The sequence below is a fragment of the Marinomonas sargassi genome, from assembly GCF_025716875.1.
In the GTDB taxonomy this organism is placed as follows: domain Bacteria; phylum Pseudomonadota; class Gammaproteobacteria; order Pseudomonadales; family Marinomonadaceae; genus Marinomonas; species Marinomonas sargassi.
In genome coordinates this window covers 61,489-84,735 of record NZ_JAOVZB010000006.1, presented here as the reverse complement: position 1 = coordinate 84,735, position 23,247 = coordinate 61,489, and the positions used below count along the sequence as shown (strand labels likewise).

General features: G+C 42.9%; 20 protein-coding genes and 1 tRNA gene. 13 read left to right on the top strand and 8 right to left on the bottom strand.

Translation table 11 applies throughout. From position 1 onward, the window contains the following. Positions 1 to 152 precede the first annotated feature (152 nt). On the bottom strand, positions 153 to 1,451 hold the full coding sequence (locus OFY17_RS12955) for an inosine/guanosine kinase (RefSeq protein WP_263531157.1): 1,299 nt from the start codon (positions 1,449 to 1,451) through the stop codon (positions 153 to 155). 101 nt (positions 1,452 to 1,552) lie between these two features. Here OFY17_RS12955 and OFY17_RS12950 point away from each other — a divergent pair, with 101 nt between their 5' ends. Both OFY17_RS12950 and trxB read left to right on the top strand, forming a co-directional pair. Then, positions 1,553 to 2,305, top strand: a complete 753-nt coding sequence (locus OFY17_RS12950) for a HesA/MoeB/ThiF family protein (protein WP_263531156.1) — start codon at positions 1,553 to 1,555, stop codon at positions 2,303 to 2,305. A 133-nt stretch (positions 2,306 to 2,438) separates the two neighbouring features. Continuing rightward, positions 2,439 to 3,392: a thioredoxin-disulfide reductase gene (trxB, locus tag OFY17_RS12945; protein WP_263531155.1), complete on the top strand. Its 954-nt coding sequence runs from the start codon at positions 2,439 to 2,441 to the stop codon at positions 3,390 to 3,392. A gap of 90 nt (positions 3,393 to 3,482) precedes the next feature. On the opposite strand, the gene ppa is transcribed toward trxB, so the two are convergent. Next, the gene (gene ppa, locus OFY17_RS12940) at positions 3,483 to 4,013 is read right to left on the bottom strand and encodes an inorganic diphosphatase (protein ID WP_263531154.1); all 531 of its coding nucleotides are present in this window, start codon (positions 4,011 to 4,013) and stop codon (positions 3,483 to 3,485) included. Positions 4,014 to 4,204: 191 nt separating this feature from the next. Here ppa and ihfB point away from each other — a divergent pair, with 191 nt between their 5' ends. The 5 genes from ihfB to OFY17_RS12915 all read left to right on the top strand — a co-directional run bounded on the left by ihfB (position 4,205) and on the right by OFY17_RS12915 (position 7,308). Then, a complete protein-coding gene (gene ihfB / locus OFY17_RS12935; protein WP_263531325.1) occupies positions 4,205 to 4,531 on the top strand; it encodes an integration host factor subunit beta in 327 nt (108 codons plus the stop codon). 75 nt (positions 4,532 to 4,606) lie between these two features. Then, positions 4,607 to 4,930: a LapA family protein gene (locus OFY17_RS12930; protein WP_263531153.1), complete on the top strand. Its 324-nt coding sequence runs from the start codon at positions 4,607 to 4,609 to the stop codon at positions 4,928 to 4,930. Next, positions 4,927 to 6,114: a lipopolysaccharide assembly protein LapB gene (gene lapB / locus OFY17_RS12925; RefSeq protein WP_263531152.1), complete on the top strand. Its 1,188-nt coding sequence runs from the start codon at positions 4,927 to 4,929 to the stop codon at positions 6,112 to 6,114. Before OFY17_RS12930 ends, lapB begins: the two co-directional genes overlap by 4 nt. 46 nt (positions 6,115 to 6,160) lie before the next feature. Then, positions 6,161 to 6,868 (top strand): orotidine-5'-phosphate decarboxylase, encoded by a 708-nt coding sequence (pyrF, locus tag OFY17_RS12920; protein WP_263531151.1) that lies wholly within the window; start codon positions 6,161 to 6,163, stop codon positions 6,866 to 6,868. A 140-nt stretch (positions 6,869 to 7,008) separates the two neighbouring features. Continuing rightward, the gene (locus OFY17_RS12915; RefSeq protein WP_263531150.1) at positions 7,009 to 7,308 is read left to right on the top strand and encodes a ComEA family DNA-binding protein; all 300 of its coding nucleotides are present in this window, start codon (positions 7,009 to 7,011) and stop codon (positions 7,306 to 7,308) included. Positions 7,309 to 7,350: 42 nt separating this feature from the next. On the opposite strand, the gene OFY17_RS12910 is transcribed toward OFY17_RS12915, so the two are convergent. Both OFY17_RS12910 and OFY17_RS12905 read right to left on the bottom strand, forming a co-directional pair. Then, positions 7,351 to 9,075 carry a SulP family inorganic anion transporter gene (locus tag OFY17_RS12910; RefSeq protein ID WP_263531149.1) on the bottom strand — a complete coding sequence of 575 codons (1,725 nt, stop codon included), beginning with the start codon at positions 9,073 to 9,075 and terminating at the stop codon, positions 7,351 to 7,353. Between the two features lie 48 nt (positions 9,076 to 9,123). Beyond that, positions 9,124 to 10,014 carry an MBL fold metallo-hydrolase gene (locus tag OFY17_RS12905; RefSeq protein WP_263531148.1) on the bottom strand — a complete coding sequence of 297 codons (891 nt, stop codon included), beginning with the start codon at positions 10,012 to 10,014 and terminating at the stop codon, positions 9,124 to 9,126. Positions 10,015 to 10,243: 229 nt separating this feature from the next. On the opposite strand from OFY17_RS12905, the gene uvrB reads away from it, so the two are divergent. The 6 genes from uvrB (at position 10,244) to OFY17_RS12875 (ending at position 18,676) form a co-directional block, all read left to right on the top strand. Further along, complete coding sequence (uvrB, locus tag OFY17_RS12900) at positions 10,244 to 12,271, top strand: excinuclease ABC subunit UvrB (protein ID WP_263531147.1); 2,028 nt, start codon at positions 10,244 to 10,246, stop codon at positions 12,269 to 12,271. Between the two features lie 556 nt (positions 12,272 to 12,827). Continuing rightward, complete coding sequence (locus tag OFY17_RS12895) at positions 12,828 to 14,465, top strand: peptide ABC transporter substrate-binding protein (RefSeq protein WP_263531146.1); 1,638 nt, start codon at positions 12,828 to 12,830, stop codon at positions 14,463 to 14,465. A 220-nt stretch (positions 14,466 to 14,685) separates the two neighbouring features. After that, positions 14,686 to 15,609, top strand: coding sequence for an oligopeptide ABC transporter permease OppB (gene oppB, locus OFY17_RS12890; protein WP_263531145.1), 924 nt, complete (start codon positions 14,686 to 14,688; stop codon positions 15,607 to 15,609). Between the two features lie 11 nt (positions 15,610 to 15,620). After that, positions 15,621 to 16,550 (top strand): ABC transporter permease subunit, encoded by a 930-nt coding sequence (locus tag OFY17_RS12885; RefSeq protein WP_263531144.1) that lies wholly within the window; start codon positions 15,621 to 15,623, stop codon positions 16,548 to 16,550. Between the two features lie 9 nt (positions 16,551 to 16,559). After that, positions 16,560 to 18,398: an ABC transporter ATP-binding protein gene (locus OFY17_RS12880; protein ID WP_263531143.1), complete on the top strand. Its 1,839-nt coding sequence runs from the start codon at positions 16,560 to 16,562 to the stop codon at positions 18,396 to 18,398. Positions 18,399 to 18,599: 201 nt separating this feature from the next. Continuing rightward, positions 18,600 to 18,676: transfer RNA gene (locus OFY17_RS12875), tRNA-Val, on the top strand. A gap of 79 nt (positions 18,677 to 18,755) precedes the next feature. On the opposite strand, the gene OFY17_RS12870 is transcribed toward OFY17_RS12875, so the two are convergent. The 4 genes from OFY17_RS12870 to OFY17_RS12855 form a co-directional block, all read right to left on the bottom strand. Beyond that, positions 18,756 to 20,219, bottom strand: a complete 1,464-nt coding sequence (locus tag OFY17_RS12870; RefSeq protein ID WP_263531142.1) for an NAD-dependent succinate-semialdehyde dehydrogenase — start codon at positions 20,217 to 20,219, stop codon at positions 18,756 to 18,758. Between the two features lie 148 nt (positions 20,220 to 20,367). Next, positions 20,368 to 21,249: an AEC family transporter gene (locus OFY17_RS12865; RefSeq protein WP_263531141.1), complete on the bottom strand. Its 882-nt coding sequence runs from the start codon at positions 21,247 to 21,249 to the stop codon at positions 20,368 to 20,370. Between the two features lie 110 nt (positions 21,250 to 21,359). After that, positions 21,360 to 22,637, bottom strand: coding sequence for a TRAP transporter large permease (locus OFY17_RS12860; RefSeq protein WP_263531140.1), 1,278 nt, complete (start codon positions 22,635 to 22,637; stop codon positions 21,360 to 21,362). 14 nt (positions 22,638 to 22,651) lie between these two features. After that, the gene (locus OFY17_RS12855) at positions 22,652 to 23,227 is read right to left on the bottom strand and encodes a TRAP transporter small permease (protein ID WP_263531139.1); all 576 of its coding nucleotides are present in this window, start codon (positions 23,225 to 23,227) and stop codon (positions 22,652 to 22,654) included. Positions 23,228 to 23,247: the final 20 nt, after the last annotated feature.

Here is a 23,247-nt window from a genome sequence, read left to right as displayed (position 1 = left end):
TTTATTAGTTTATTTAAAAAAGGTGAGCGAAACGTTTTTCGGGTGATAACTTGCTTAGTGTGGCAAGAATATTGGGACGAGGTGTATTATAAAGAGCATATTAATTCAAAATAAGCAGCAAACGGGTTACTGCTTATTCCTTCCAATATTCTCTACCTTTCCCAATAGGCCTCTTCTAAGCTGTCTTCTTGCTCTGGTAAACCTTTTGATAGGCGAGAAGCATTCTGTGCCAAAATTTCATAGCTGACGCGGTTTGAGTATTTACAAATCTGCGCAAAAGATGAGTAGGCTAAATAAGGTGCTGCGTGTTTACTGGAGTTTGGCACACTTTCTTTGTGGAAGTGGTTAGCAGAAATATCATGTAACAAGGCGGATAAAGCACCGTCTCCTGCACCATTGGTATTTTTGATTTTTTCTGGGCCACCCAAGTAAGGGTCAATGTGTGAAAAGACTTTTATGCTGTTTTTACAGTTAGCTTGAAGCATAGGGCGGCTGAATTCCCAGCGGTTAAAGTCGGCCAAGCTTGCTGATTTTATTGGGTTAGTCGTTTCTCTTTTGACACTGTCATCGGTATGGCCACATAAATACATGCCATCAGCACCTGCGGTCAGCAGAATTAAATCCACATGATCTAACATAGCGCTGGCGGCTTCTAATGGGTCTTTGATGCCGGTGAGTGCTTCTGCTTCAAGCTCATTCATTGCTAGTACATTGACATAATTTTTGATGAGTTCAAGAAGCTCTTCTTTGTGTTCTTCGACAAGGTGTTTGGTTCCCAATGTTAATACGGCTGGAACATGGTGGTTATGGGCATATTCCAGCGCTTTGACCATGGCCTCTTTAATGGGCTTAGTTTGGTGCCTGAGTGGGTAAGCACAAGTGACCAATGCTGCAGCACCGGCAATAATATTTTCTGGAATATGATGAGTGTCTAAATCATCCATGTCGCCTGGGGCGATAGCAAAGGTTCGCTCACCATCCGGTGTAATTAGGGTAATACCACGGCCAATATCACCTTCTACTGCTTGCAAATGGTTCATATCAACTTTGCTGCTGGTATGGCAGATATAGTGGTAAGCTGGTGAACCTAGTTTGATGTTGGAAGACATAACACCGAGTAGTACTGATTTGTCATCTGCAAGTACTGAATAATTGTGTATGGTGTTGCCTATTGTGCCGCCGGCAAAGTGATCGGAAATACATTCTTGCGCGGTTAGCTCATCATAAATTGCGGAAGCGGTTGCTGCATCAACAAGGTTAGATAAACCTTTTTGAATCTTGAATTTTTCGAGAAACTGATCTGAGATATTAGCAACAACATCAACGATAGTTTCATCGAGCCCCACAATATAGGTATCTTTTTCTGGCTGAACTTCAAAGCTTGGAAGAGCTGGTTTAGGTTGAGATACTGGGAAATAATGTTTAAGTTTGCGTCTGCCAGGAAACTTCATTTAGGGTCTCATAAATTAAATAGTGATCAGTGCAGTTTATCAAAAAATTGAACAACCGGGCAGGATTAGTCCCTTATCTCTTTAATTATAGTTAGGTAGCAATGAACGAATATGAGTTAGAACGCTATAGTCGGCAATTACTGTTAGCCAATTTTGATGTTGCAGGGCAGATGAAGCTCGCAGAGGCCAGTGTTTTGGTTATTGGTCTAGGTGGGCTGGGTAATATTGCGGCTACCTATTTAGCCACCTCTGGATTTGGCCGTTTACTGTTAGCCGATGGTGACTTGTTGGAAGTCAGCAATTTGCCTCGTCAGGTGCTTTATGATGAAAGCCAAGTAGGTACGCATAAAGTGATTGCCGCAGCCGAGCAGATTTTGCAAAAAAATCCGACAGTGAAAGTAGAAACTATTACTGAAGCGCTGTCTGGAGAGCAATTAGAGAAAGCGGTAAAAAAAGTGGGTGTGATATTAGATTGCACAGATAACTTTACTGCGAGAAAGTCGATTAATCGCGCTTGTTTGAAGTATAAAAAGCCCTTGGTGAGTGCCGCAGCTATTCGTTGGGAAGGGCAATTGGTAAGTTTCTTATATCACCAGCAAACTTCTCTTTGTTATGAATGTTTATATCCATCCTTGTCAGATCAACAGCTAAGTTGCAATGAAAGTGGCATTTTGTCACCCGTCGTGGGCTTGCTCGGAGTGTATCAAGCACTAGAAGCAATAAAGTTAGCGAGTGGTTGTGGTGAAGTTAAGCATGGGGCTTTAAGGTTATTTGATGGCTTTAGCGGTCAATGGCGAACCATGCAACTAACAAAAGATCCACAATGCTTGGCTTGCTCGGTTGAAAACCAATAGAACGCCCCTATCTAATTAATGAAGATTTTTGGCTAAGGGTGTTATTCAATATTAGCTACAATACACCAGAGTATTTAAGGCTTAGACTGATTAAATAATAGATAAGCCGCTATTTTTTTACAGGAGCACAAACATGAGCGATGTTAAACACGCTAAATTATTGATTTTAGGTTCAGGTCCTGCGGGTTATACAGCAGCGGTTTATGCGGCTCGCGCTAACCTCAATCCTGTAATGATTACAGGAATGCAGCAAGGTGGTCAGCTAACAACGACAACGGAAGTAGATAACTGGCCTGGTGATGATCAAGGTGTTCAGGGTCCAGAGTTAATGGATCGTATGCGTAAGCACGCTGAACGTTTTGAGACAGAAATCATTTTCGATCATGTAAACAAAGTAGACCTAGAAAATCGTCCATTCCGCTTAGAAGGGGATATGGGTGTATACACTTGTGATGCTTTGATTATTTCAACTGGTGCGAGTGCTCAGTACCTTGGCTTAGAAAGTGAAACTAAATTCATGGGGCAAGGCGTATCGGCTTGTGCTACGTGCGATGGTTTTTTCTACCGTAACCAAGATGTAGCGGTAATTGGTGGTGGTAATACGGCTGTTGAAGAAGCTTTATACCTGTCTAACATTGCCAAGTCGGTTACTGTTATTCACCGTCGTGATAAGTTCCGTTCTGAGAAAATCCTTTCTGATAAATTATTAGAAAAAGCCAAAAATGGTAATGTAAAAATTGAATGGTACTCCGAGCTAGAAGAAGTCTTAGGTGATGATTCTGGCGTAAACGGTATGCGCATTAAAAACAACCAGACAGGTGAAACAAAAGATATTGCGGTTGCTGGTGTGTTCGTTGCTATCGGCCATAAGCCGAATACGGATATCTTCCAAGGCCAACTGGATATGAAAGATGGCTACCTAAAAGTTCAAACTGGCTCGGAAGGCAACGCAACTCAAACCAGTGTGAAAGGGGTATTTGCTGCAGGTGATGTGAGTGATCATATTTACCGTCAGGCTATTACTTCTGCGGGTACAGGTTGTATGGCAGCATTAGACGCTGAGCGTTACCTAGATTCTCAAGAGTGATTTTGAGTTGATATAAAAAAACCGATCCTATGATCGGTTTTTTTATGAGTTGAGAAACAGACTTTCTATAAAGAGAAAGCAGTTTGGTGCTTATTGCGCCTCGTAAGCTGCAACACCTTCAACGATGGCTTTCTTCGCTTCTTCAGCGTTTGCCCAACCGTCAACTTTCACCCACTTACCTTTTTCAAGAGTCTTGTAGTTTTCGAAGAAGTGCTCGATTTGGTCTCTTAGTAATTGTGGAATATCGTTCACATCTTGAATATGACCGTATTCTTTACTTAGTTTCTCGTGAGGAACTGCAACCAATTTTGCATCCATGCCTGCTTCATCAGACATGTTCAAAACACCAACAGGGCGGCAACGAATAACAGAGCCTGCAACTACTGGGTATGGTGTGATAACCAATACATCAACTGGGTCACCGTCATCCGCTAAAGTGTTGTTGATGTAGCCGTAGTTTGCTGGGTAAAACATTGGCGCTGTCATGAAACGGTCAACAATTAATGCGTCCATGTCTTTATCGATTTCGTATTTAACTGGGTTCGCTTCTGCTGGGATTTCGATGATAACGTTAATGTCTTCTGGAGCATTTTTGCCCGCTGGAATTTTGCTAAAACTCATTGTTATTTCTTCCAAGGTGATAAATATGGCCGATATTATAAAAGCATAGGGTACTTTGATGCTAGTTTTGTCGTTCGATCATTGTCAATTTTCATTCTACTAGTTGAATTAATTGATTAAAATTAAACCAAATGTGTCTTAACTTATTGCTTTCTTTCTAAATTTAGTTAGTCTTATATTGTGATCCAAATATAGTTGCGAGGACAGTAATGACGAAATCTGAGCTGATAGAGCTGCTAATAGATCAGCAATCTCACTTACCAGTTAAAGATGTAGAGCAATCTATCAAGGCAATGCTTGAGCATATGTCTGCTTCTCTGGCAAACGGTGAGCGCATTGAGATCCGAGGGTTTGGTAGTTTTTCCCTTCATTACCGTGCTCCAAGAATCGGTAGAAACCCTAAGACAGGCGAGTCTGTAGAACTCGGTGCTAAGTACGTACCGCATTTCAAGCCTGGCAAGGAGTTAAGAGAGTTAATCAATCTGCCTGCAAATGAAGAGATTAACGAACTTAATTAATTAACGTCTAATAACTCGAAATTTTTGAGCTATCAGGGCATAATATAGCCATTAGATTTTTGGGTAGGTGGTTGTATGCTAAAGTGGCTGAAAAGAGTTATCTACACCATTCTTTTTGTTTTCTTCCTTACAGTGGGTGTATTTTTTGCCATCCGTAATCCGCAGCTTACGGCGCTTGATCTTGTCTTTTGGAAAGGTCCAGAGTTAAGTGTTGCGCTTTATATTCTTTTGTCCTTCGCGGTGGGTGTTTGTGTGGCTCTGATAATGGGCTCCGTTAATTACTTTCGCACGGATCGTCAAATTAAAGTTCTAACTCGCCGTTACGAAAAAGCTCGTAGCGAAGCGGATTCCCTACGTAAAGCCTCTATTACGCAAGAGCTTACTGTTGGGAAGGAGTGATTGAGTTGGCTGAAGTAGGCTTATTTGTTGTTCTTTTTGCCGCCCTATTTGTCGGTTGGGTAATGGGGCGCAGTAAGTCTAAAAAGAAGCCAGCAGCAGAAAAGAAAAGTATTCCTTCCGATTATTTTCGCGGCCTTAATCATTTATTGAACGATCAGCACTCCGAGGCGATTGATGCCTTCGTTGATTCCCTAGAAGTCAATTCAGATACATTCGATATTCACCTTACTTTAGGAAACCTATTCCGCAAGAAAGGGGAAATTCAAAAAGCTATCCACATTCATCAAAGTCTTCTGGCTCGACCTGAAATTTCTGCTCGTGAAATGCGCATGGTGCAACTTGAACTGGCCAGTGATTTTATGTCTGCGGGTTTATTGGATAGGGCCGGGCGTCTATTGCTTAACATGGCCTCCACATCTCGAAAGAGTGAATTTCATCCCAAGATACTAAGTCTATTGGTTGATCTATATGAGTTTGAACAAAGCTGGGACAAAGCGGTTCAAATAGGTGGAGAGTTAATAAAAGACAAGCCCTCCAAAAAAGAGATCAAACGTTTAGCTCACTTTCATTGTGAATTAGCGCAAGACTTCCATAAAAAAGAGCAATGGAAGTTTGCTCTACAATCCTATAAAGCCGCTTTAGAGGTGGATTCCAGCTGTGTTCGTGCCAGCATTGGTATTGCTGATGTTTTGGACGGCCAGAACCGCTATAGAGATGCTATCAAAGAATTGAAGCATGCCGTAGAGCAAGACCCAGACTTCATTTCCCTTATCGTCCCGAAACTAAAAGACTGTTATCAAAATGTATGGGGAAGCAGTGGCTATATTAAGTTTTTGCAGGAGCAAAATGAGAAGAAACCAGCTACTTCTCTGATTATGGCCTTAGCCCAGCACTACATGGAAACAGACAAAGAATACGCCGAAATGTTCTTGGTTGAGCAGTTGCGTAAGCACCCAACCCTGAAAGGCTTTAAAGAACTGATTAACCTGCAACTAGATAATGAAGAAGGTTACAGTCAGCAGCATTTAGAAGTGCTTTATGAGCTGATAGATCAGCTTGTGCAAGCCAAACATAAATACCAATGTCGTCAATGTGGCTTCGCAGGCCATCAATTACACTGGCAATGTCCAAGTTGTAAAAACTGGGGAACCGTGAAGCCAATACATGGCTTGGAAGGCGAATAGATTCGAATTTGTGTTAAAGATTAATCAAGAAAAAAGAGGAACCTTAATGACCTGTCAATCCCCAATCGTGGTGGCTTTAGACTTTCCTACCATGGCGCAATCTATTGAGATGGCGAAACGACTAGACCCTAGTCAGTGTCGAGTGAAAGTAGGAAAAGAGCTTTTCACAACAGCAGGTCCAGCGATTTTAGATGAACTCCACGGACTCGGTTTTGAGATCTTTTTAGATTTGAAATTCCATGATATTCCTAATACGGTTGCTAAAGCCGTCACTGCTGCCGCGAAAGCGGGGGTTTGGATGGTGAATGTTCATGCGTCGGGTGGTCGTCGTATGATGGAAACCTCAGCGAATGCGTTGCAGCAGATTACTGACCAAAATACTTTATTGATTGCCGTGACAGTGCTAACCAGTATGGATCAATCTGACCTATCTGAAGTAGGTATCAATGTGACACCGGAAGAACATGTTAAGCGCTTAGCGTCCTTGGCGAAATCTTCAGGTATGGATGGTGTTGTGTGCTCGGCTCAAGAGTCGAGCATGTTATCGAATGAGCTTGGTAAAGATTTTGTCTTAGTCACGCCGGGCATCCGTCCAGCAGGTGCAGATCAGGGTGATCAAAAACGTATTATGACGCCCGCAGAAGCGATGGCAGCAGGCAGTCATTACCTTGTTATGGGACGTCCAATTACTCAAGCGGCCGATCCTATTGCAGTGCTAACTAAAGCGAATGCAGATATAGCCTCTTTAGCTTAATTATTTGAAGTTTTTTTAAAAGACTTCTAGTCTAAAATCATCTAGTTTTTCTTCTTGCTCTAAAAGGAGTTGTTGGGAAGACTAGGTGATTTTTTTGTTGGCAAGATGCTGACGTCTACTCTTTTAAAAGGACTTTCCCTATGACAAAACTATATAAAGTTTTATCCGCTAAACTGGCTCGTTTGTCCCTCATTACTTTGGCTGTTGTGCCAATTTCTCTTTTCTCAGCAACCCCTCTAGATATCAATAACGCTACTGCATCTCAACTTTCTGCTGTGTTGTCTGGTGTTGGTATGAAAAAAGCGCAAGCCATAGTTGCTTACCGAGAACTGCATGGTGATTTCACTTCCATTGAAGACTTATCTAAAGTGAAAGGTATTGGACCTGGACTATTGGAGAAGAATAAGTCAGTCATTCAAGTGGTAAAAGAGACAGAGTGAAGCGCCTAATTGCTTGGTGAGCCATTCATAGAACAGGCTAATTTAACTATTAGCCTGTTCTCCCTCTAACTCTGTAATGGCTTGATGTTGGGTAATAAAGACTTTACCACTTAGGTTTTTTATTAAGTCTGAGTCAGCCAGTTTATCAATCACTGGCCCTTTCACCTCAGTTAAATGAAGCTTAACCCCAGAATCTTTTAAACGACTGTCTATTTTTTCCAAGCTCTGCAATGCGCTGGCGTCCACCATATTTACCGCGGTACACATGAGAATAAGGTGCTTTATTTTCGTATTTTTTGAGACCAAGCTTTGCAGGCTTTCTTCCAGAGAACGAGCATTGGCAAAGAATAAGTTTTCATCAATACGTACTGTTAGAATGCTAGGGTTAGTTTCTACATCAAAGCGTTGTACATTACGGAAATGCTCGGTTCCCGGTATGCGACCAACCACCGCAATATGTGGGTGACTGGTGTGCCATAAGAAGAAGAGTAAGGACAGTATTACTCCAACAATCAGCCCAGCCTGCATCCCTTCAAATAGCACCACGAGAAAAGTGACGATTAAAAGTACGGCTTCTTTTTTAGAAAAGCGCCAGAGAAGACGTAAGTCTTCAGTATTGATCAATTGCATCATAGAAATGGAAATAATGGCCGCTAAAATAGCGATTGGCAGATAGAAAAATAGCGGTGTTAAAAACAACAAAATGAGCAAAATAAATACCGCTGTTAGTATCCCTGTCATGGGGTTTTTGGCACCGCAATCGACATTAAGTACAGTGCGAGAAAAACCACCAGTGACAGGGAAAGCACCAGATAAAGCAGAACCAATATTGGCTAAACCAAGACCCACCAGCTCTTGGTTGGGGTTAATATCCTGACGACGTTTCGCGGCAAAAGATTGGGCAACCGATACCGAACCAATAAAGCCAACAATAGTAATGAGAAACGTCCCCGGCAATAAATCTTTGATCATATCCATGTGAACCAAGTCCAACTGAATACTTGGAATTTCATCTGGGATGGTGCCAATAACTCTAATCCCTGCTTGATCTAACGATAAAGTGGCTACGGCAACTGTGGCTAATACCAGTATGACAACTGGCCCTGCCTTACTGAATAATTTGGCGTTCGCTTGTGATAATCCGATGAAGAGTAACAAGCGACCAAAGTAGCGGCGCGCTAATAAAAGTGAGCCGATAGAGGCGATGCTGAGTATCACAGTGGGGGTATTAATGTTGTGTAGGTCTGCATATAAACTACGGATCAGGGGGATCAGAGTATCGCCTTGGGACTCAATGCCTAGTAAGTATTTCAATTGCCCTATGACGATAATAAGAGCCGTCGCACTAATAAAACCAGAAATAACAGGGTGACTTAATAGGTTACTTAGGAAGCCAAGCTTTAATAGGCTTAACACAAGCAAAAAGGCTCCAGACATAAGGGCTAGCAAAATAGCGATAGTGGCATATTGCTCACTGCCTGACACGGCAAAAGGCGCAATGATGGAAGCTGTCATGACAGAGGTTAATGCCACAGGCCCCACCGCTAAGGTACGACTTGTGCCAAATAATGAATACAAGATAGAAGGTAAAATGCTGGCATATAAACCTGTTATGGCTGGCAGTCCTGCGAGCATGGCGTAGGCCAAGCTTTGGGGAATCACCATAATAGTGAAGACAACACTCACTATAGTGTCTTCTTTTAGGTTTGCTCTGGTGTAGCTTTTTAACCAGCTAATGGCGGGTAAAAAACGTTCAATTGTAGACATCTCTTTCATACCTATTCTTCTACTGGTTTTGACACTTACTCTGTGCCTTTAAACGATGTTTATCGGGATTTTTAAGTAACGAGTACCGTTGGATTCGGCTGGTGGTAAGTTGCCACCACGCATATTGATTTGCACGCTTGGCCAAATTAATTTCGGCATATTTAGCGTGGCATCTTTTTGAGTTCTCATCTTGCAAAAAGCCTCTTCTGAAACACCTTTGTGAATGTGAAGATTATTGGCTTTCTGTTCAGCTACCGTGGTTTCCCATGCAAACTGATCTCGGTTTGGTGCTTTATAGTCGTGGCACATAAAGAGTCGAGTTTCATTGGGCAGGGCAAAAATTTTCTGAATCGATTTATAAAGGGAACGGGCATCACCACCGGGGAAATCACAGCGTGCGGTGCCGTAATCCGGCATGAATAGAGTGTCGCCAATAAATGCGGCATCGCCAATAACATAAGTGATACAGGCAGGAGTATGCCCAGGAGTATGGAGAACTTGAATGTTACTATGACCAAGCGCCAAAGAATCGCCTTCGTCTACCAAGGTGTCAAACTGGGAGCCGTCTCGTGCAAAGGCAGGCTCGGCATTAAATAGTGCTGAAAAGGTTGTCTGAACTTGTGTGATTTGCTTACCAATCACAATCTTGCCGCCTAGTTCTTGCTTTAAATAAGGGGCTGCTGAGACGTGATCTGCATGTAAATGCGTTTCTAAAATCCAAGTCAGGCTTAAGCCCTTTTCCTGAATAAAAGTGATGATTTTATCTGCTGAGCTAGTTGCCGTTTTTCCTGATGAGTGATCGTAATCCAGTACAGAATCAATAATGGCGCATTGTTGGGTTGGCAAATCTTCCACCACATAGGACACGGTAAAAGTTGCCTCATCAAAAAAAGCATGAACGGCTATAGGTTTAATAGATTCGGGGTTAACGGATTTCATCTTGCTACGTCCTTTCATCATCAAATGCATATTAATGTGTTTTTGGTTATAAGTATATTCCTTTATGTTATTTATATTTTATATATAAGTAAAGTCTAATATTGTTGTAAATGTAATTCTGCCGGTGTCAGATAACGAGTGCGTTTATAAGAAAGGCAGAGAAAGGCCAGACTCAGACGGTAAAATTTGATAACCTAATATGTCGATTAAGAAGCCTAGGAAAGAGCCCGTGTCACAAGAGTTTGAAGTTGTCTCATCTTATTCTCCTGCCGGCGATCAGCCGCAAGCCATTGAAAAGTTGGTAAGTGGTGTTGAGTCGGGTTTAGCTCATCAAACCCTATTAGGTGTAACTGGCTCAGGGAAAACCTATACCGTCGCCAATGTCATTTCCAAGGTGAAGCGCCCGACCATTATTATGGCGCACAACAAAACCCTAGCTGCCCAGCTGTATGGGGAATTCAAAGAGTTCTTTCCTAATAATGCGGTCGAATATTTTGTTTCCTACTATGACTACTACCAGCCAGAAGCCTACGTAGCTGCATCAGATACCTTCATTGAAAAAGACGCCTCTGTGAATGAGCACATAGAGCAAATGCGTTTGTCTGCGACTAAGGCATTATTGGAGCGAGAAGACGTTATTATTGTCGCAACGGTCTCTGCTATATATGGCTTGGGTGACCCCCAGTCCTACTTAAAAATGATGCTGCACCTTGATCGGGGTGACCGAATCGATCAGCGTGATATCTTGCGCCGCTTAGCTGAGCTTCAATACAGCCGAAATGACCTTGTACTAGAACGTGGTAACTTCCGCGTGCGAGGAGATGTGATTGAAGTCTTCCCAGCCGACTCTGAAGAAATTGCAGTACGTATAGAGTTGTTTGATGATGAGGTGGAAAACCTTTCCTTTATCGATCCTTTGACCAATAAAGTACTGCGCAAAGTACCTCGAATCACCATCTATCCAAAAACCCATTATGTAACACCAAGGGAAACTGTCGAGGCCGCGATTGAACGCATTAAAGTGGAACTGGACCAGCGTCTTGAACAGCTTAAATCGTTAAACAAGCTGGTGGAATTACAGCGTCTAGAACAACGTACCCGTTACGATTTGGAAATGATGCAAGAGCTAGGCTACTGCTCAGGCATTGAAAACTACTCCCGTTATTTGTCAGGCCGTCCAGAAGGTTCGCCACCGCCGACTTTATTTGATTATTTACCAGATAATGCTCTGTTAGTGATCGACGAATCCCACGTTACTGTGTCGCAGATTGGCGCCATGTACAAAGGTGACCGCTCCCGTAAAGAGAACCTTGTGGAGTACGGCTTTCGCTTGCCTTCTGCACTGGATAATCGACCTATGCGCTTTGAAGAGTGGGAGCAAATCAAACCACAGACGATTTTTGTTTCCGCAACGCCGGGTAAATATGAAGAAGAGCATCAGGACTGGGTAGTTGAGCAAATTGTCCGCCCAACAGGCCTGATTGATCCAACGCTAGAAGTGCGTCCAGTAGCAACGCAGGTAGATGATCTTTTGTCTGAAATTAACCTTAGAGCACCGATTGGTGAGCGGGTATTGGTGACCACATTAACCAAGCGTATGGCCGAAGATTTAACCAGCTACCTGAATGAGCATGATGTTCGAGTTCGCTACCTGCACTCAGATATAGATACTGTGGAGCGGGTAGAAATTATCCGCGACTTACGACTTGGGGAGTTCGATGTTCTTGTGGGGATTAACCTATTAAGAGAAGGTTTGGACATTCCGGAAGTCAGTCTAGTGGCCATTTTAGATGCCGATAAAGAAGGCTTCTTACGCTCTGAAAAATCTCTAATTCAGACCATAGGTCGTGCCGCTCGAAACGTGAATGGTAAAGCCATTTTATACGCAGATCGCATTACTGGCTCTATGGAGCGGGCTATTAGTGAAACAGAGCGACGCCGAGAGAAACAGCAAGCCCATAACGAAGCCCATGGCATTACTCCAACAGGTATCTCGAAATCCGTTGAAGACATCATGGAAGGGGCTTATAACCCGGGGGCAGGTAAACGTGGTAGTCAAACTAAGAAGGTGGCTGAAACCGCTAAAGATTACCAAGTTGAAACCATGGATGACGTGGCACAAGTGCGTAAAGCCATGATTCAGCTGCAAAAAGACATGATGCAAGCTTCCGAAGAGCTGAAATTTGAATTAGCTGCAGGCTATCGAGACCAAATTCGCCAGCTACAAAAGAAATTGAAGGATGTTGGTGAGTCTTAGTTGAGATTAAAATAGAAAACGTCCCCCTATTTTTTAATGTAAATGCCTTTGAGTATAAGTAGTACAAATACTTATACTCTATTCTTATTTATGCATTTTTCGATGTGATTTTTTATAATTAATATTAATTATCTCGTATCTTAAAATCCCCTAAACTTATTTTTTAATATTTCTAAACGCAATTTCTTTATCTATAAAATGAACATAAAATCCCGATAAGGTTATGTTCCATAGTAATTTTTTAAAATTCTATACACATATCTCAAAGGCTTTTTTCTATTTTTCTTAAACTTTTATAATGGCTGCTTTATCGATTTTCTGAATTTATCTGCAAATTTCTGGCTAAAAAACATACATAACATTTATGTATGCCTAATGCTGTTTTGCGATTGGATATCGCTTTGAATACTTGTCATGGTTGGAGTCAGTAAAGTCAGTGTAGATCTTATTTTGCTTGAATTTTTGTAAGGGTATAACGCTATTAAAAGGTGAAGTGCTTACCCAGATCTAAACTCTTTCAATCCAGTATTCGATAGATAAGAAGGACGCTATTGCAATGAATAAAACATCTAATATGAATATATCTGCTTTCACTCTAGCTATGGTTACAGCAGGTGCTGTTATGTCTGGCGCGACCATTGCAGCCAATCACCCAGTGACAGGTGAAAAGCTGGCAAGTGACCAAACTTTTACTTATCGCCTACCTGATGGCATTGCAACTCTTGACCCGCAGCTAGTGGCAACGGTTGAAGGGTCTGCAATTGTTAGGGACCTTTTTGAAGGTCTGCTTAATCAAGATGAGCTTGGTAAAATTGTACCGGGTGTTGCGCAGCGTTTTGACTTTTCTGAAGATAAGAAAACCTATACTTTTCATCTACGTAAATCTAACTGGTCCAACGGCGACCCAGTAACAGCACATGATTTTGTTTATGCTTGGCAGCGTGCTGTTGATCCTGCTACAGCGTCTCCTTATGTTTGGTATATGGAGATGATGGGGATCAAAAATGGCAAGGCGATTTTAAACGAAGGTATGGACCCGAAAGAGTTAGGTGTAGAAGCCGTAGATGACTATACCTTTAAGGTAACTTTAGACGCACCTATTCCTTACTTCCCATCCATGGTGACTAGAGCAACAACCTTTCCGACTCATCGTGCAACAGTAGAGAAATTCGGTGATGAGTGGACACGACCTGAAAATATTGTTTCCAACGGTGCGTTCAAATTAACCGATTGGACTTTGAAAGAAAAAAATGTCCGCGAACGTAATACAGAATATTGGAATAATAGAGAAACCATTTTAGACAAGGTAACAGCCCTTGTTATTGATGACGAAAACCAAGCTTTGCTGCGTTATAAAGCGGGTGACCTTGATAAGACCGAAATTCCTGCGGGTCAGTATGGGTCGTTAAAAAAATCCAATCCAACTGAAGCCTATTCTTTCCCACGTTTGTGTAACTACTATTATGGTTTTAACCTATCCGATAATGGTCCAGAAGCCTTTAAAGACGTTCGAGTGAGAAAGGCCCTTGCTTACGCGTTAGACAGAAACGTTATCGTAAAAAATGTTCTCAAGGGTGGTGAACTTCCAGCCTATACCTTCACGCCAACAGCCACATTAGGCTTTAAAGCGCCGTATATTGACTACGCTAAATGGCCTCAAAAGCAGCGTGATGCAGAGGCGATAAAGTTGCTATCTGAAGCGGGTTATAGCAAAAGTAATCCGCTAAAGTTCGAAATGCTCTACAACACCAGTGAGTCCCATAAAAAAGTGGCGACAGTCATATCGCAGATGTGGAAGCAGAAACTGGGCGTTCAAGCTGTTCTCGTTAACCAAGAGTGGAAGACCTTCTTAGACAGTCGTACTAAACAAGCTTTTGAGTTAACACGTGGCGCTTTTTGTGGTGCATATAACGAAGCTTCTGCTTTCTTAGATTTAGCGACTTCGAAAGCCAATTACAACTATGGTAAGTGGTCCAATGAAGAAGTAGATCGCTTGATGGAAGATGCTAAAACGAGCGCAGATCCTAACGCTAATTACACTCGAGTTGAAACCTTGATGAGAGAAGAAATGCCTGTCATTCCTGTGTATTTCTATGCGGGTACGTACATGATTCAAGACTCTCTAAAAGGCTGGCCGACAGAGAATATTCAACAGATCACTTACAGCCGCGATTTTTATAAAACGGCCGAATAAGTTGCTTTAAGCGCTTCGCCATAATGTGGCGAAGCGTTTGTTCTCTGTAAAAGAGTCCCTTCGTTTTACAGATGCAAAAGTAATCGCCCCCTGTTAATGGTACCCCTTTTCAAGGGATGGTTTTTAGTTTGAACTTAATTAAGGGAAGGTGCGAATAAGAAAGGTTTTCCCACAGGCTGAAGCCAGTGGACTTGTTCGTACCTTCTCAAGGTCCTTGCCTATGTTTAGTTTTATTGTTCGGCGAATAGGTTCGTCGATACCCACGATGTTGATCTTAATTCTTATCTCATTTGCTCTGATGCGACTGGCACCGGGAAGCCCCTTTTCGTCAGATCGAGGCCTGCCGCCAGAGGTACTGGCAAATTTAGAGTTGAAGTACGGATTAAACTTACCTTGGTTTGAGCAACTGTTTGTTTACCTAAAAGGTATTATTTTCGACTTTGATTTTGGTCCGTCCTTTAAGTACACGGATAAATCGGTTAACGACATTTTAGCGCAAGGTTTCCCCGTTACTTTAACCTATGGTATTTGGTCGTTTGTGGCTGCTGTGGCTGTGGGGCTTCCTTTGGGAATCGTTGCTGCGGTTAGGCACAACACCAAACTGGATTATGCGGCAGTGGGTTTTTCGATTGGTGCGCAGGTATTACCCAACTTTGTTATGGCGCCTATCTTAGTCATCATCTTTACTCTGTGGCTGAATTGGTTGCCGGGAGGAGGTTGGAATGGTGGACAGTGGCAATATGTCGTGATGCCTATTCTTGCTCTCTCTACCAGTTATATGGCCAGCATTGCCCGTATTACACGTTCGTCCATGCTAGAAGTATTGCATGCGAACTTTATTCGTACGGCAAAAGCGAAGGGCGTTCCGATGCGTAACATCATCTTACGCCACGCCTTAAAGCCTGCGCTATTACCTGTCATTTCTTATCTTGGGCCTGCATTTGTCTACATGATTACTGGGTCAGTCATTATTGATATTTATTTCAGCACTGGTGGCATGGGGCAGTTTTTTGTCGATGCAGCACTAAACCGTGATTACTCCTTGCTAATGGGTGTGACGATTGTGTTTGGCGTGATGACGATTGTTTTTAATACCTTGGTTGATATCACCTACGCTTGGTTAGATCCCAAAATACGACTTTAAGAGGGACTAAAATGTTAGTAAATAAAAAGAAAATGGCGGCGCTGATTGACAGTAACGCCGAGCAAGGGCAGGTTAAAGGGCGCTCCCAATGGCAAGACGCTATGCGCCGCTTTAAAGGTAATAAAGCCTCGTTAATCAGTGTATTTGTTTTGGCTGCTATGACGCTCTTCGCGTTTTTAGGCCCACTGTTAAGCCCTTGGGATCATGAAACTATTGATTGGGAGTTAATAGGTAATGCCGCTGAAATGGGCGCTCCTCAATTCGCTAATGGGCATTTTTTCGGTACCGATGATTTGGGACGAGATATGTACTCACGGGTGTTACAAGGCACGCAAATATCACTCATGGTGGGGTTTGTAGGTACGCTTGTTGCTGTCACCGTTGGGGTGCTTTATGGGGCGATCGCTGGTTACTTTGGTGGGGCTGTCGACAACGTCATGATGCGCTTTGTCGATATCTTAATGTCGATTCCTTACATGTTCATTCTGATTATTTTATTCGTGATGTTTGGGCGCTCCGTCTACATTCTCTTTATTGGTTTGGGGCTGTTTTCTTGGATGGATATGGCGCGTATTGTGCGCGGTCAAACCCTTACCTTAAAGCATAAAGAGTTCATCGAAGCGGCTGTCATGGCAGGTGTTAGCGACTTCAAGATTATTGTTCGTCATATCGTGCCAAATTTACTTGGCATAGTGGTGGTGTATATGTCACTGATGATCCCTAGTTTGATCTTATTGGAAAGCTTTATTTCTTTCTTGGGTCTAGGTATTCAAGAACCGCTCACTTCATGGGGCGCATTGATAAGTGATGGCGCTTCTACCATCCAGTACGGCACCCTTTGGCAATTAGCATTTCCGTTAGGCTTCTTTGTTACTGGCCTATTTTGTTTTTTCTTCATTGGTGATGGTTTGCGTGATGCATTCGATCCTAAAGATCGTTAGGGCTATATCATGACAGAGATTATTAAACCTATTTTTAGCGTAGATGATTTAAGAATATCCTTTGCAACACATGACGGTGAAGTGGAGGCAGTAAAAGGGGTGAGTTTTTCCATTAACCCGGGCGAATGTGTCGGTATTGTTGGTGAGAGTGGCTCGGGTAAAAGCCAGACTTTTATGGCGGCAATGGGACTATTGGCGAAAAATGGTCGTGCGAAAGGCGATATTATTTTCCAAGGTCACCACTTGTTGTCGCTGTCGACAGCCGAATTAAACCGCGTACGTGGTAAAAACATGTCGATGATCTTCCAAGACCCATTGACGTCCCTGACCCCACATTTGACGATTTTAGAGCAAATGCGTGAGGTGTCATCTCTTCATATGGACCTAAGCCGTGAAGAGACGGATCGCCTTTGTGCTCAGTGGTTAGACAGAGTACGCATTGCCGAGTCTAAGCGTCGTTTGAATCAGTATCCACATGAGTTGTCAGGAGGCATGCGCCAACGTGTCATGATCGCCATGTCCATGTTGTGTCAGCCATCCTTGTTAATTGCTGATGAGCCAACTACCGCATTGGATGTGACTGTACAGGCCGAGATTCTTGACTTAATGGATGAGCTTAAGCGCGAAAGCGGTACAGCAATCGCGTTAATTACCCATGATATGGGCGTCATGGCGCGTATGTGTGATCGTCTTCACGTGATGCGCCGTGGAGAATACGTGGAAGAAGGGCTCACAGAAGACATCTTTTATAACCCTCAACACGATTACACAAAAATGCTCATCGACTCCATGCCGCGTATCGATAGCCCAGATCGTCAGCATAATAAAAACCAAATGCCGATTGATGAATCTGTTAGTGGCGCTGACTTCTTAAAGGTTGACGACGTAAAAGTGCATTTTGATGTGACTGTGGGTGGCGGGCTTTGGCCTAAAAAATTGCCACTAAAAGCCGTAGATGGTGTGAGCTTTGAATTACGAAAAGGGGAGACTCTCGGCATTGTTGGGGAAAGTGGCTGTGGTAAATCCACCCTAGCACGTTCCGTTTTACAGCTTATTCCACCTAGCGCGGGCTCTGTTTGTTGGTTAGGTAAACCATTAAATGGTTTAAAGAAAGAAGAGCTTAAAGATAAGCGCAAAGACCTACAGATCGTTTTCCAAGATCCTCTGGCGAGTCTAGATCCTCGGATGACGATTGCGGATTCCATCATGGAACCCTTGCAGACTTTTTCTTCGCTTAGCCGCAGTGAAATGAAAGAAGAAGTGCTAAAAATGATGGATAGAGTGGGTTTAGACCGCAATATGCAGAACCGCTACCCCCATGAATTGTCAGGTGGGCAAAATCAGCGTGTGGGCATTGCCCGTGCCATGATAGTGAAGCCTAAACTCGTGATTTGTGACGAGGCTGTATCTGCTTTGGATGTCTCTGTACAAGCGCAGATTATCCAGCTGCTTATGGATCTACAGCAAGAGTTTCAACTGTCCATTCTCTTTATCTCTCACGATCTAGCGGTTGTGCGAGAGGTGTCACATCGTATTATGGTGCTCTATTTAGGTAGGGTAATAGAGTTGGCAAAAAGTGAAGACCTTTATGCCAATCCTGTTCATCCCTATACGCAGCAATTGATTTCAGCTGTGCCGGTTCCTGACCCTAAGATAGAGCGTGAACGCAAAGCGATCAAAATCCCAGGAGAACTGCCATCGCCAATGAACCCAGATGCACAGCTGAAGTTTTTACCTTCCAAACTCAAGACTGAGAAAAAAGGTTATTTACCCAAACTGCTTGAGCATAGCCCGGGGCATTTTGTGGCGGAGCACGACGCTTTGGACCAATTATTAGCGCAGGACTAACTTTTACTATGACTAGACTGGGTGAGCCTTTTGACCTCACTCAGCTCTTGTCATCAGAAGGGACAGGAGGCGAAATAAGGCAGTTGAGTAAAAAGCAACCAGAGATATAAGACATCTATGATGTTAGCGAATCTTAAAGCAAAAATGCGTAGCAAAGCCTTGTCAATGACGAATGGCTGCGTATAATAGCCAACACTTTTTGGGAGTATAGCTCAGTTGGTTAGAGCGCTACCTTGACATGGTAGAGGTCGACAGTTCGAATCTGTCTACGCCCACCAAAATTTAAAAAAGCCGAACCCAGTGTTCGGCTTTTTTGTGCCTGAATTTTGGTTTAAGTTAACTCTTTTAATTTGCGAATCAACTCAACCCACCCATGCAGATGTACTTAATTTCGGTGTATTCATCTATTCCGTAGGAAGAGCCTTCGCGGCCGCTGCCAGATTCTTTAATACCGCCAAATGGGGCGACTTCAGTGGAAATAATTCCTTCGTTCATACCCACCATGCCGTATTCCAATGCTTCGGATACTCGCCAAATACGGCTCATGTCCTTGGAATAAAAGTAAGAGGCTAGGCCGAAGGGCGTATCGTTCGCCATGGCGATGGCTTCTTCTTCGGTTGAGAACTTGAAGAGGGGGGCAACAGGGCCAAATATCTCATTTGAGAAAATGTCCATATCGGCAGTGACGTTTGTTAATACGGTTGGCTCGTAGAATTGTTTACCTGAGTCGTTGCCTTTACCACCAATTAGGGCTTTTGCACCTTTTTCTAAAGCATCTTTAACAAGCTCATTGACCTTGTTTATTGCCGCTGAGTTAATCAGTGGCCCTATGTTCACGCCATCTGTTAAACCGTCTCCTACTTTTAATTCAGATACACGTTTCACAAGCTTTTCGGCAAACTCGTCATATATTTCTTCTTGAATTAATAGGCGGTTTGCACAGACACAGGTTTGCCCTGCGTTACGGTATTTAGACGCGATGGCTCCTTCTATTGCAGCATCTAGATCAGCATCATCAAAAACGATAAAAGGCGCGTTTCCACCTAACTCCATAGAGGTACGTTTTACGGTATTAGCACATTGAGAAAGCAGTAATTTACCCACAGGAGTGGAGCCTGTGAAAGACAGTTTTCGCACAGTAGGGTGGCTTGTTAAAACACCACCAATGGCTTTTGCATTTCTACCGACTACCACATTTAAAACACCTGCAGGAATACCTGCTTGATGGGCAAGCTCAGCCAAAGCTAAGGCGCTTAACGGTGTCTCATCAGAAGGTTTAATAACGATAGAGCAGCCCGCTGCCAGTGCTGGGCCTGCCTTACGGGTAATCATGGCAATAGGGAAGTTCCAAGGGGTAATAGCCGCCACAACACCAATAGCTTGTTTAATGGTAAGAACCCGTTTGTCATTGGCAAAGGTCGGAATAACATCACCATTTAGGCGTCGTGCTTCATCTGCAAACCAGTCGATAAAAGAAGCGCCATAGGCCACTTCGCCTTTTGCTTCAGCCAAAGGCTTACCTTGTTCTAGCGTCATAATACGAGCAAGGTCATCTTGATTCTCAAGAATCAATTGATTCCAACGGCGTAGTAATAAAGCACGTTCTTTAGGCAAACGTTTTTGCCACAGTTTTTGAGCTTTTTCAGCTGCTTCAACTGCCTGAATGGTCTCTATCTCACCTAGGTCATCAACATCAATAATGTGCTCCCCTGTGGAAGGGTTGTTGACTGGGAAGGTTTGTTTGTCACTGGCAGATACCCATAGGCCATTTATGTAAGATTGGCTTTTTAGTAAGGATGGTTGAGACAGGCTAATAGGCATAAAACACTCCAAAGAGAACCTTAAATATCAATTTAAATGGAACGAAACGTGTATTAGTGAATGATCATAGAGGATATAAGAATGTTTAAACATGGTTACGAAATAATTTAATACCCAGAGTTTAAGCCGGCTTTTTATCACTACTGACTTATTGGGCTAATGAAAAGGTGATGGTGAGCAATATAGGTAGTGTGATGACGCTGAAAAAATTCCCATATAACACCATGGAGGCGACCTTGGTGGGTTCCATGTTGAAGCGCTCAGCAATCATGTAATTCATTGCCGCTGGTGGCAGCATGGTAAATAACAACATCATTTGTAAATGCAGGGTTGATAAAGGAACGAATAAATAGATGGTAAGGAAGGTGATTGCCCCTGTCGCTAAGGAAAGCAGAGTACAAGCAATACCGACTTTTAAACCAGCTAATTTCATGTTGCACATTTGCGCCCCCAACGACAATAGCATGATGGGCACGGCAGTTTGCCCCAATAATGCGGCGGCTTCATAAATAGGTGGCCAAACTGTGATTCCTGATAGATTTAAACTCAGTGCTAGAAAAGCGGCAATAAAGGTGGGTATTTTAATAATCTTCTTTAGCTGGTTGCCTTTACTGACGATCGCGAATCCAAGGCTGAAATGAGCGCAAGCAGATACCACAAATAATAGTACGGCCGGTGCTAGGGCTTGTGGACCAAATGCATAGGTGAAAAGAGGGATAGCAAGGTTACCTGTATTGCGAAAAATATTGGGCAGCGCCCAGACCTTAAAATTTATCTTGAAGAGTTTGCATATAGGAAACATCAATAAGAAGGGAATTAAGGTGGTCAGGATAGAAGCGCCTAATAGTGGGATTTTTGTGATATCAAGGGACATGGTTCCGATAGAAGAAAACACTAGCGCTGGCACAAAGAAGTCCATGTTGATGCGGTTTATTGGTTGAAAGTCGATTTTAATCCAGCGGCCAATGGCAAAGCCAACAAGAGTAATGGCAAAGACAGGAAACAGTATTCCAGCAACAATGGTAAACATAGTAGATTAAATTCCGTTTAAATTATGGTGTTTCAGCTTAGGGATACTATACGTAAATAAAAAAAGAGAAGAACCCACTTATTCAGTGGGCCTTCCCAAAGGTGCAACTCTCAACGATAAATAAGAGTAGGAAGCCACATTGAAAATGCTGGGATAAAAGTCAGCAATAACAATACAGTGACCAAGGGCACGAGGAACGGAGCGGTTGCAATAACGCAACGCTCAAACGGTGTATCAGATACTTTCGCGAGAACATACAGCACCATGCCAACAGGTGGTGTGAGAAGTCCCAGCATCAAATTCAAAATTAAAATGATGCCAAAATGTACAGGATCGATACCAATTTCGATGGCTACTGGAAGCAGCACAGGTACCAAGATGGTAATAGCGGCAATGGTTTCCATAAAACAACCAATGATGAGTACCAATAAGGTGATGATAAGTAGGATCAAAACTTTATTATCAGTAAAAGATAATAGGTGCTCAGCGAAGAAGGTTGCGAATTGATTAGCGGTTAGAATCCAAGCAAAAATAGTGGAAGTCGCAACTATCATTAATATGGACGCGGTTGTTTCAATCGTCTCTTGGGAAACTCTTAAAATATTATTAAAAGACAGAGTTTTATACACACACAACCCTAGAAAGATTGAGTAGGCCACAGCGGCAACGGCGGCTTCTGTCGGAGTAAATATCCCTGTTGAAATACCACCAACAATGATAACTGGCGTCATGAGAGGTAAAACGGCTCTTTTGAAGCTAATCCATAAAACACTAAGTCGGAACTTATCGTCTTTTGGATAGTTACGGATTTTAGCAAACCAAGACACCATTACCATTAAAGAAAAGGCCATTAATAACCCGGGTATTAGTCCAGCGGCGAACAGCTGACCAATGGAGGTATCGGCGATTACGCCATATATAACGAGTGGTAAAGAGGGTGGGATAATAGGCCCGATTGTTGATGATGCCGCAGTAATACCAACAGAGAAATCAGTATCGTAGCCTGCATCTTTCATCGCTTTGATTTCAACATTCCCTAATCCGCCTGCATCGGCAACCGCTGCCCCAGACATGCCTGCAAAAATAACACTAGCACCAACATTTACATGGCCTAGTCCACCCGGAAGCCAACCCACTAGAGATCTTGCAAATGCGAAAATACGGTTGGTAATGCCCCCCGTATTCATTAAATGGCCAGCCAAAATAAAGAAGGGGATAGCGATTAGGGTGAAGCTATTTACGCCATTCACCATGGTGTGTAAAACCACAATGCTGGGCATGCCTTCAAACAAAATAAATAAGATAGAAGCGATGCCTAAAGACACTGCGACGGGTACACCGATAATAAGGAGTACAAATAAAACGAGAAACATGAAAAGAATTGACATAAAAATCCTTAAACCTAATCGGGTAATACTTGGCTATTAACTTGATTTACTAACTCATCATTTTTGAGTTGTAGGTGTCTAAAAAGCCATAGAGCTGAGTGGCAAGCCATAAGCACAAAGCAGATGCCAATCGTCCAGTATAGATAGGACTTCGGCATAGGAATCGAAACCAGTGATTGCCCCATACGCTGGGCGACTTGAAACGAAAGATAGGCACAAAAACCGTAAAAACTGGCGCTAGCTAAATCTGAGAATAAAACTAAGAGTTTGGTTACAGACGCAGTCGTATAACGGTATAGAAACTCTAAAAAAATATGGCTACCTTTTCTTACTGCGGTTACTGAGCCAATAAAACCAACCAGCACCAATAGGAAGCGCGCAATTTCTTCTGTCCAGCCAAGTGAGTCATTTAACACATAGCGAGTAAAAAACTGTAGAAAGACGATGATAACCAAGACCCAAAAAAACAGCATGGCGGGTAAATCATAGAAATTAAACTTAAACTTTTCCTCGACCTGATTCTCATCAATCAAATCGAGGGGAGGCAAGCCATTTGGATCAGCTTGCTGTGTTTCCTGTTGAGTAATCATCAGGTTCCCCTCTTGATACA

Bases quoted from the DNA above. Each gene is read 5' to 3' on its own strand.
- OFY17_RS12955 (WP_263531157.1), bottom strand. From the start codon at position 1,451: ATGAAGTTTCCTGGCAGACGCAAACTTAAACATTATTTCCCAGTATCT.
- OFY17_RS12950 (WP_263531156.1), top strand. From the start codon at position 1,553: ATGAACGAATATGAGTTAGAACGCTATAGTCGGCAATTACTGTTAGCC.
- trxB (WP_263531155.1), top strand. From the start codon at position 2,439: ATGAGCGATGTTAAACACGCTAAATTATTGATTTTAGGTTCAGGTCCT.
- ppa (WP_263531154.1), bottom strand. From the start codon at position 4,013: ATGAGTTTTAGCAAAATTCCAGCGGGCAAAAATGCTCCAGAAGACATT.
- OFY17_RS12930 (WP_263531153.1), top strand. From the start codon at position 4,607: ATGCTAAAGTGGCTGAAAAGAGTTATCTACACCATTCTTTTTGTTTTC.
- pyrF (WP_263531151.1), top strand. From the start codon at position 6,161: ATGACCTGTCAATCCCCAATCGTGGTGGCTTTAGACTTTCCTACCATG.
- OFY17_RS12915 (WP_263531150.1), top strand. From the start codon at position 7,009: ATGACAAAACTATATAAAGTTTTATCCGCTAAACTGGCTCGTTTGTCC.
- OFY17_RS12910 (WP_263531149.1), bottom strand. From the start codon at position 9,075: ATGTCTACAATTGAACGTTTTTTACCCGCCATTAGCTGGTTAAAAAGC.
- OFY17_RS12905 (WP_263531148.1), bottom strand. From the start codon at position 10,014: ATGAAATCCGTTAACCCCGAATCTATTAAACCTATAGCCGTTCATGCT.
- OFY17_RS12895 (WP_263531146.1), top strand. From the start codon at position 12,828: ATGAATAAAACATCTAATATGAATATATCTGCTTTCACTCTAGCTATG.
- oppB (WP_263531145.1), top strand. From the start codon at position 14,686: ATGTTTAGTTTTATTGTTCGGCGAATAGGTTCGTCGATACCCACGATG.
- OFY17_RS12885 (WP_263531144.1), top strand. From the start codon at position 15,621: ATGTTAGTAAATAAAAAGAAAATGGCGGCGCTGATTGACAGTAACGCC.
- OFY17_RS12880 (WP_263531143.1), top strand. From the start codon at position 16,560: ATGACAGAGATTATTAAACCTATTTTTAGCGTAGATGATTTAAGAATA.
- OFY17_RS12870 (WP_263531142.1), bottom strand. From the start codon at position 20,219: ATGCCTATTAGCCTGTCTCAACCATCCTTACTAAAAAGCCAATCTTAC.
- OFY17_RS12865 (WP_263531141.1), bottom strand. From the start codon at position 21,249: ATGTTTACCATTGTTGCTGGAATACTGTTTCCTGTCTTTGCCATTACT.
- OFY17_RS12860 (WP_263531140.1), bottom strand. From the start codon at position 22,637: ATGTCAATTCTTTTCATGTTTCTCGTTTTATTTGTACTCCTTATTATC.
- OFY17_RS12855 (WP_263531139.1), bottom strand. From the start codon at position 23,227: ATGATTACTCAACAGGAAACACAGCAAGCTGATCCAAATGGCTTGCCT.